5 protein-coding genes and 1 pseudogene are annotated in these 6,902 nt (G+C 76.9%); 3 read left to right on the top strand and 3 right to left on the bottom strand.

What is annotated here, in order from left to right:
* Window positions 1–92 precede the first annotated feature (92 nt).
* The 3 genes from SSNG_RS06050 to SSNG_RS06040 are packed head-to-tail and all read right to left on the bottom strand — an operon-like array spanning window position 93 to window position 2,332.
* Window positions 93–950 (bottom strand): biotin-dependent carboxyltransferase family protein, encoded by an 858-nt coding sequence (locus tag SSNG_RS06050; RefSeq protein WP_007262919.1) that lies wholly within the window; start codon window positions 948–950, stop codon window positions 93–95.
* 6 nt (window positions 951–956) lie between these two features.
* Window positions 957–1,577: an allophanate hydrolase subunit 1 gene (locus tag SSNG_RS06045; protein ID WP_042800608.1), complete on the bottom strand. Its 621-nt coding sequence runs from the start codon at window positions 1,575–1,577 to the stop codon at window positions 957–959.
* Window positions 1,574–2,332 (bottom strand): 5-oxoprolinase subunit PxpA, encoded by a 759-nt coding sequence (locus SSNG_RS06040; protein ID WP_042803020.1) that lies wholly within the window; start codon window positions 2,330–2,332, stop codon window positions 1,574–1,576. Before SSNG_RS06040 ends, SSNG_RS06045 begins: the two co-directional genes overlap by 4 nt.
* A gap of 143 nt (window positions 2,333–2,475) precedes the next feature.
* Between SSNG_RS06040 and SSNG_RS06035 the strand changes: the two genes are divergently transcribed.
* The 3 genes and pseudogenes from SSNG_RS06035 to SSNG_RS06025 all read left to right on the top strand — a co-directional run.
* Complete coding sequence (locus SSNG_RS06035) at window positions 2,476–3,981, top strand: hypothetical protein (protein ID WP_042800607.1); 1,506 nt, start codon at window positions 2,476–2,478, stop codon at window positions 3,979–3,981.
* A gap of 727 nt (window positions 3,982–4,708) precedes the next feature.
* Window positions 4,709–5,617: a hypothetical protein gene (locus SSNG_RS06030; protein WP_007262915.1), complete on the top strand. Its 909-nt coding sequence runs from the start codon at window positions 4,709–4,711 to the stop codon at window positions 5,615–5,617.
* 53 nt (window positions 5,618–5,670) lie between these two features.
* Window positions 5,671–6,902, top strand: a pseudogene (locus tag SSNG_RS06025) (hypothetical protein); the annotation flags it as partial.

Below are 6,902 nucleotides of genomic sequence, written 5' to 3'. Positions count from 1 at the left end.
GGAGGCCCGCGGAGCGCCCCGGCGCCGAGCGCCGCGCAGACCGCGTGAGGGACGGGACGGCCGGAGGCCAACGCAGCCGCGCGAGCGGCGCGTCAGGAAGGGACGAAGCGGAGCGCGAGGCCCGGGCGCGCCTGGGCGGCGGCGTCCAGCGCCGGTCCCGCAGGGACGACGCCGACGACCGGGTAGCCCCCCGTCACCGGATGGTCGGCCAGGAAGACCACCGGCAGCCCGTCCGGCGGCACCTGCACCGCCCCCAGCACCATCCCCTCGCTCGGCAGCTCCCCGCGCCGCGCGCGGACCAGCGCCGGACCCCCTTCCGTGCGCAGGCCGATCCGGTTCGACGCCGGGGACACCCGGTACGCCGAGGACAGCAGCGCCGCCAGCGAAGCCCCCGTGAACCAGTCCGCCCGCGGCCCGAGCCGCAGCGGCAGCACCAGTTCCGCCGTCGGCATCCCGGCAGGGGCCACCGCGTCCGCGGACGGCAGCGGGTCCGGGCCCGGCGGGCCCACCTCCAGCACCGACCCCGCCACCGGCACCGGCGGGCCGAGCCCCGACAGCAGGTCCGTCGCGCGGCTCCCCAGCACCGCCGGCGCAGCCAGACCTCCCCGTACGGCGACGTAGCTGCGCAGCCCCGACTCCGCCCGGCCCACGTCCAGCTCCGCCCCCGCGCGCAGCCACACCGGCGCACCCCAGGCCGCCGGGCGCCCGCAGACGCGTACGGCACAGGGAGCGCCCGTCACGGCCACCGTCACCGGGGCCAGTGCGCGCACCCGCACCCCGTCCAGGGTGGTCTCCAGCGCGGCGGCGCCCGCCGGGTTGCCGACGAGCCGGTTGGCCAGCGCGTACGCCCCCGTGTCCAGCGCCCCCGAGCGGGGTACGCCCAGGTGCGCGTACCCGGGGCGCCCCGGGTCCTGGACGGTGGTCAGCGCCCCCGCCCGCAGCACCAGCAGCCCCGCTCACGCCGCCCCCGCCTCCTCGAACCGCACCCGCACCCCGGGCGCGAACAGTGCCGCCGGCTCCCGCGCGGGGTCCCACAGCACCGCGTCGGTGGAGCCGATCAGCTGCCAGCCGCCGGGGGAGGAGCGCGGGTACACCCCCGCGTACTCCCCGGCCAGCGCCAGCGACCCCGCCGGGACCGCAGTGCGGGGCGTCGCCCGCCGGGGCAGCCACAGCCGCTCCGGCAGCCCCGTCAGGTAGCCGAAGCCGGGCGCGAACCCGCAGAAGGCCACCCGGAAGACGATCCCCCCGACCAGCTCCGCGACCTCCCGCTCCGCCACACCCCACGCGGCCGCCACCTCCGCCAGGTCCGGCCCGTCGTACCGCACCGGCACCGTCACCAGCGGCCCCTCGGCCCGCGCGAGCGGCGGCACCTCCCAGCCCGCGATCCGCGCCGCCAGCGCGCCCGGCTCCCGGACCCCGTCCAGCAGCACCGTCCGCGCGGCCGGCACGAGCTCCCGTACGCCGCCCAGCTCGCCCGCGTCCCGGCGGCGCAGCAGCTCGGCGTGGAGCGCGGCCACCTCCCCGGCGGTGTCCACCTCGACCAGCAGGGCCTCTCGCCCCACCACCAGCGTCCTCACGCGAAGGCCTCCACCCGCACCCCGGCCCCCTCCAGCGCCTCCCGCACCCGCCGGGCCAGCCCCGCCGCCCCGGGGGTGTCCCCGTGCAGGCACAGCGAGCGCGCCGGCACCGCCACCGGGGACCCGTCGGAGGCCGTCACCGACCGCTCGGCGGCCATCCGCACCGCCCGCCCGACCACCGCGTCCGGATCGTGCAGCACCGCCCCGGGCTCCCCGCGCGGCACCAGCGTCCCCTGCGGGGTGTACGCCCGGTCGGCGAAGGCCTCCGGCACCGCCTCCAGCCCCTCCTCGGCGGCCGCCGCCAGCAGCAGCGACCCGGGCAGGCCCAGCACCGGCAGCCCGGCCTCCCCGGCGGCCAGCCGGACCCCGGCGACCACCGCGGCGGCCTGGCCGGCGTCGTGCACCGTGCGGTTGTACAGCGCACCGTGAGGCTTCACGTACGACACCCGGGAGCCGGCCGCCCGCGCGAACACCTCCAGCGCCCCGATCTGGTAGGCCACCTCCGCCGCCAGCTCCCCGGCCGGCACGTCCATCGCCCGCCGCCCGAAGCCCGCCAGGTCCCGGTACGAGACCTGCGCGCCGATCCGTACGCCCCGCTCGGCGGCCAGCTCGCAGACCCGGCGCATGATCGACGGATCGCCCGCGTGGAAGCCGCAGGCCACGTTGGCGCTCGTGACCACGGACAGCAGCGCCGCGTCGTCGGTCAGCGTCCAGCGCCCGAAGCCCTCGCCCAGGTCGGCGTTCAGGTCGATCAGAGGTGTGATCATGGAAGCCATGCGGTGAGCGTAGAACAGCCGCCGATGGCGGGGCCGCGCCGCTCGGCCCGCCGCCGGGGGACGGTCCGGCGGAAACCATGCCGTTTGGGTAGTAGTCCGTGACACCGCCTACTCTTTCCGACGTGACTCTCCCAGCCCCGGCGAAACCCCTTCCGTCCCCGGCGCCGGGCCCGGCCGCCGACGAGGGCCTCGCCCGGCGGCTCCGCGCCCTGGCCTGCACCGCTCCGCTGCACGACCTCGACGTACGCAAGGCCAACCTGGCCGGCGAGTACGGGGTCTACGCGATGGCGGAGGTCGCCCTGTCCGCGATCGACCTCGTCACGCTCAACATGGACTTCGACACCGGCGCCGACCACGAGCAGATAGTGGTCCGGATGCTGCCGCGCGTCGCCGCCCAGGCCCCCGGGCGGCCGGCCGCCGAACACGAGCGGGTCGCCCGCTGGGTCCTGGAGAACCTGATCAACGTCGGCAGTGTGGACCGCGGCTTCCGCGCGGTCTACGGCACGTTCGGCCCCGACGGGGTCTACGTCCGCCGGGACTACGACTTCAAGCTGATCGAGGAGGTCCCCGGCCACGGCGGCGCGGTCTACCTGCGCACCACCGACGAGGCGGTCAACGTCCTGGTCGGCGCCCTCGACACGGACGTCACCAGCGCCCAGATCGCCGCCGAGGTCAAGCTGGAGGTGCTGATCAGCAGGGGCCGGCTGGCCGACGCCCAGCTCGCCGCCGAACAGGCCCGCTACCGCACCGTCCAGTACGCCGAGACCCTGCGCCGCACCCTGGACGCGACCCGGCGCAACGTCCGCGCGGTCGACTGGCTCCAGGCCGTCCCGGACATGATCGCCGAGGCCCTCGACCACGTCGCCGACCGCTACCGGCACGAGAACGCGATCCTCACCAACATCCGCAAGGCCCGGGACGAGGCCGAGGACCCCGACAACAAGCGGCGCGCCGCCGAGCTCGTCGACATCGTCAAGGACTGCATCCGCCGGCACACCCAGCTCCAGTCGCGGCTGCTGGACGCCGGCCCCCTCTTCCGCGCCGAGCAGGACCGCCAGGCCTTCGCCGCGCCCGCCCCGCGCTCCGGGATCGACCTGTACGGCCAGCTCGTCGCCCCCCTGCTGCCGCTCCCGCTGGAGCGGGCCACCCGGGTCACCGACGCCTTCTTCGCCGCCGGCGCCGGCCTGCGCACCCCCGTCTCGGTACGGGTCGCCGACCTGGTGGACATACTCCTCACCCCGCCCGTGGAACGGGAGCACCTCGGCGCGGAGATGCCCGAGCCGGACCTCATCGCCACCCCGGACGACAGCCGCTTCAGCGAGGAGCAGCTCGCCGCCGCGACCCAGCTCCTGGACCTGCCGCACGACGCCCCGCGCCGGCTCTCCGGCCTCCTCGCCGAGGCCCGCCGCGAGGACCCCGACCTCCCGTACCTGGTCGCCCTGCTCGCCGTCCACGCGGCGAGCCCGGCGGTGGGCACCGCGTACCGCCAGGGCGAGGAGCGGCTGCTGTTCGCGGTGGACGACGGCACGCAGCTCGACGACCCGGAGTTCGGCGGCGCCGACCTGATCGTCGGCACGGCCCTCCTGGACGCGGCGGGCATGGCGGCGGCCCGCTCGGAGGCCGTATGACCCCGTCGGTTCCGGAGGCCGGCCCCCTCGCAGCGACGGCGCCGGGACGTCCGGCACCCGCCCGCCCCTCCGCCGCCCTTCCGGCCCGCGCCGTGCCTGGTGCCGCCGCCCGCAGCAGCCGCGCCGTGCCGGGTGCCGACGGCAGCCTTGCCGTGCCGGGTGCCGGGCCCGGCCACGTGCCGGTGCCTGCGCGCGCCTCTGCGCATGCCGGGTCTGGCGGCGTGCCGGTGCCTGCGCGCGCTCCTGCGCATGCCGGGTCTGGCGACGTGCCGGTGCCTGCGCACGCCCCTGCCCACGTCGGGCCCGGCCACGTGCCGGTGCCTGCGCCCGCCGCCCCTGCCCATGCCGGGCCCGGCGACGTGCCGGTGGGTGCGCACGTGCCCGCGCCTGCCCCTGCCCACGTCGGGCCCGGCGACGTGCACGCGCCGTCGCGTCCGCGAAGGAGTCCGCTCTCGCCGTCGGCCAGGCGCCCGGCCGCGTTCGCCGGGGGCACCCCGGCGGCCGCATCGCCGGACCCCGGAACCGGGGCGCGGGGGCCCGCCCCCGCAGCCGGGAAGGCGCCGCGCGGGGGGCGTGCTCGCGCAGCCGGAGCCGCGCACTCCGGGAGTACCCGGATCCCGAACACCCAGACCCGCACCCGGAACACCCAGACCCGCACCCGGAACACCCAGACCCGCACCCGGAACACCCGCACCCGGAACACCCGCACCACCGAGGAGACCCGCCCGTGAGCGACCACCACGCCGAGCACACCGCGTGGAGCGAGCCCGACACTCCGTCGGCTCCCGCCGCTCCCGCCGCCACCCCCGGAGGGTCCGTCACCCCCGCCGATGCCGCCGACGCGGCCCGCCTCGTAGGGTTCGGGCTCCAGCCCAAGCTGCTCCCCGCCCGCGACGCCGAGTACGCCGAGCTGCTGCGCCGCTACCGCGAGGACCCCGCCTTCGGGCGGCTCGCCGACGCCGTCGCCACCGGCCTCGGCCTCGTCGTCCTGGAGGTGTCCCCGCGCGCCGGGATGGCCGTCGCCGCCGGCGAGGACTCCGTCTTCGCCGTCCGGATGGGCGACTACGCCCGCCGCACCTCCGCCGACGGCGGCGACCGCTTCCTGCACGGCCTCGCCCACCTCGCCGTCGCCGCCCTCGCCTTCCCCCGCCCCGAGGACCTCGCCGACGACGGCTACATCGGCCGGATCACCGTCAACGGGGTCGACGCCTTCGTCCGCCAGACCTGCCGCCGCCTGGAGGAGCGCGCCGAGGAGCTCGGCGAGAACACCGACCCGGCCTCCGACGCCCCCGGCCTGGAGGCCGCCTGGCGGGTCTACGCCCGCCGCAGCGCGACCGGCGCCACCAAGGACGCCCGCCGCCTGGCCGGATCCACCACCGGCATCGTCGGCAAGGCCGCCGCCTTCCTCACCGAGTCCGGGTTCCTCCAGCGCACCGGCGACGACTCCGGCGGCACCTACCGGACCACCCCCCGCTACCAGCTCCAGGTCCGCGACATGGCGGGCACGGCGGCCATGGCCGAACTCCTGGAACTCGGCGTGGTCCCCGTCAGCGACGGCTCCGCCACCCTCCTGCCGCCGCCCGAGGGCGACGACCTGGAACTCGCCGCCGACGCCGGCCTGCCGTTCCACGCCTGACCCACCCGCGCCCCCGTACGAGACACACCGAGAAGCAACGAGAGTCCGCCGCCATGTACGAGCTGTCCCGGATCCGCCTCTACTCCATCGGGCCCGCCGGCGCACGCTACGCCGACACCGTGCTCGACCTGCGCGGAGTCGGCGAGCCGGTGCCCCACCCGGCGCCCGCCCAGGCGGAGTTCTTCGAGGACGAGCCCACCGGCCCGCCGCGCCGCCCCGCGCCCGCCGGCGTGCTCTTCCTGGAGAACGGCGGCGGCAAGTCCGTCCTGCTCAAGCTGATCTTCTCGGTGATGCTCCCCGGCCACCGCAACACCCTGGGCGGCGCCAGCTCCGGCGTACTGCGCAAGTTCCTCCTCGCCGACGACTGCGGCCACGTCGCCCTGGAATGGCAGCACACCCAGACCGGCGAGTGCGTCGTCGTCGGCAAGGTCAGCGAGTGGCGCGGCCGCCAGGTCTCCAACGACCCCCGCAAGTTCGCCGAGGCCTGGTACTCCTTCCGCCCCGGCCCGGGCCTGAGCCTGGACAACCTCCCCGTCGCCGAGGCCACCTCCGTACGCCCGCCCGTCGAGGGCGCCTCCGGCGCCCAGGGCCGCCGCCGCACCATGAAGGGCTTCCGCGACGCGATCACCGAGGCCGGCAAGGCGTACCCGCACCTGGAGGTGTACTGGGAGGAGATCCACGACCGCTGGAACGAGCACCTCACCGAACTCGGACTCGACCCCGAACTCTTCCGCTACCAGCGCGAGATGAACGCCGACGAGGGCGAGGCCGCCGGCCTCTTCGCCGTCAAGAAGGACTCCGACTTCACCGACCTCCTGCTGCGCGCCGTCACCGACACCCGCGACACCGACGGCCTCGCCGACCTGGTCCACGGCTTCGGCAACAAGCTCGGCCGCCGCGCCGAGCTGATGGCCGAACGCGACTTCACCGCCGGCTCGGTGGAACTCCTGAACCGCATCGTGGAGGCCGACAAAACCCGCTCCCGGCTCCGCGACGTCCACGCCGGTGCCGAGCGCCGCACCCGCACCCTCGCCCGGCGGCTGTCCGCCCGCGCCACCGAGGAACGCGGCCGCGCCGCCGACCTCGCCCAGCGGGTCACCGGCGCCGCCCACGAGGTCACCGCAGCCGAGTCCCAGCGCGCCCGCAGCGCCGCCGTCTCCGCCGAACTCGCCTACCGGCACGCCTCCCTGGCCCTGACCGTCGCCGCCAGGGCCGCCGCCGCCCAGCGCCGCGAGCTCCTCTTTGCCCGCCCCTGCACTCCGCCTGGCAGGCCGCCGAGACCGTG

Origin of the sequence: Streptomyces sp. C (assembly GCF_000158895.1) — a bacterium.
Lineage (GTDB): Bacteria > Actinomycetota > Actinomycetes > Streptomycetales > Streptomycetaceae > Streptomyces > Streptomyces racemochromogenes.
The sequence above is the reverse complement of the archived record's forward strand: the minus strand, read 5'-3'. Positions and strand labels throughout refer to the sequence as shown.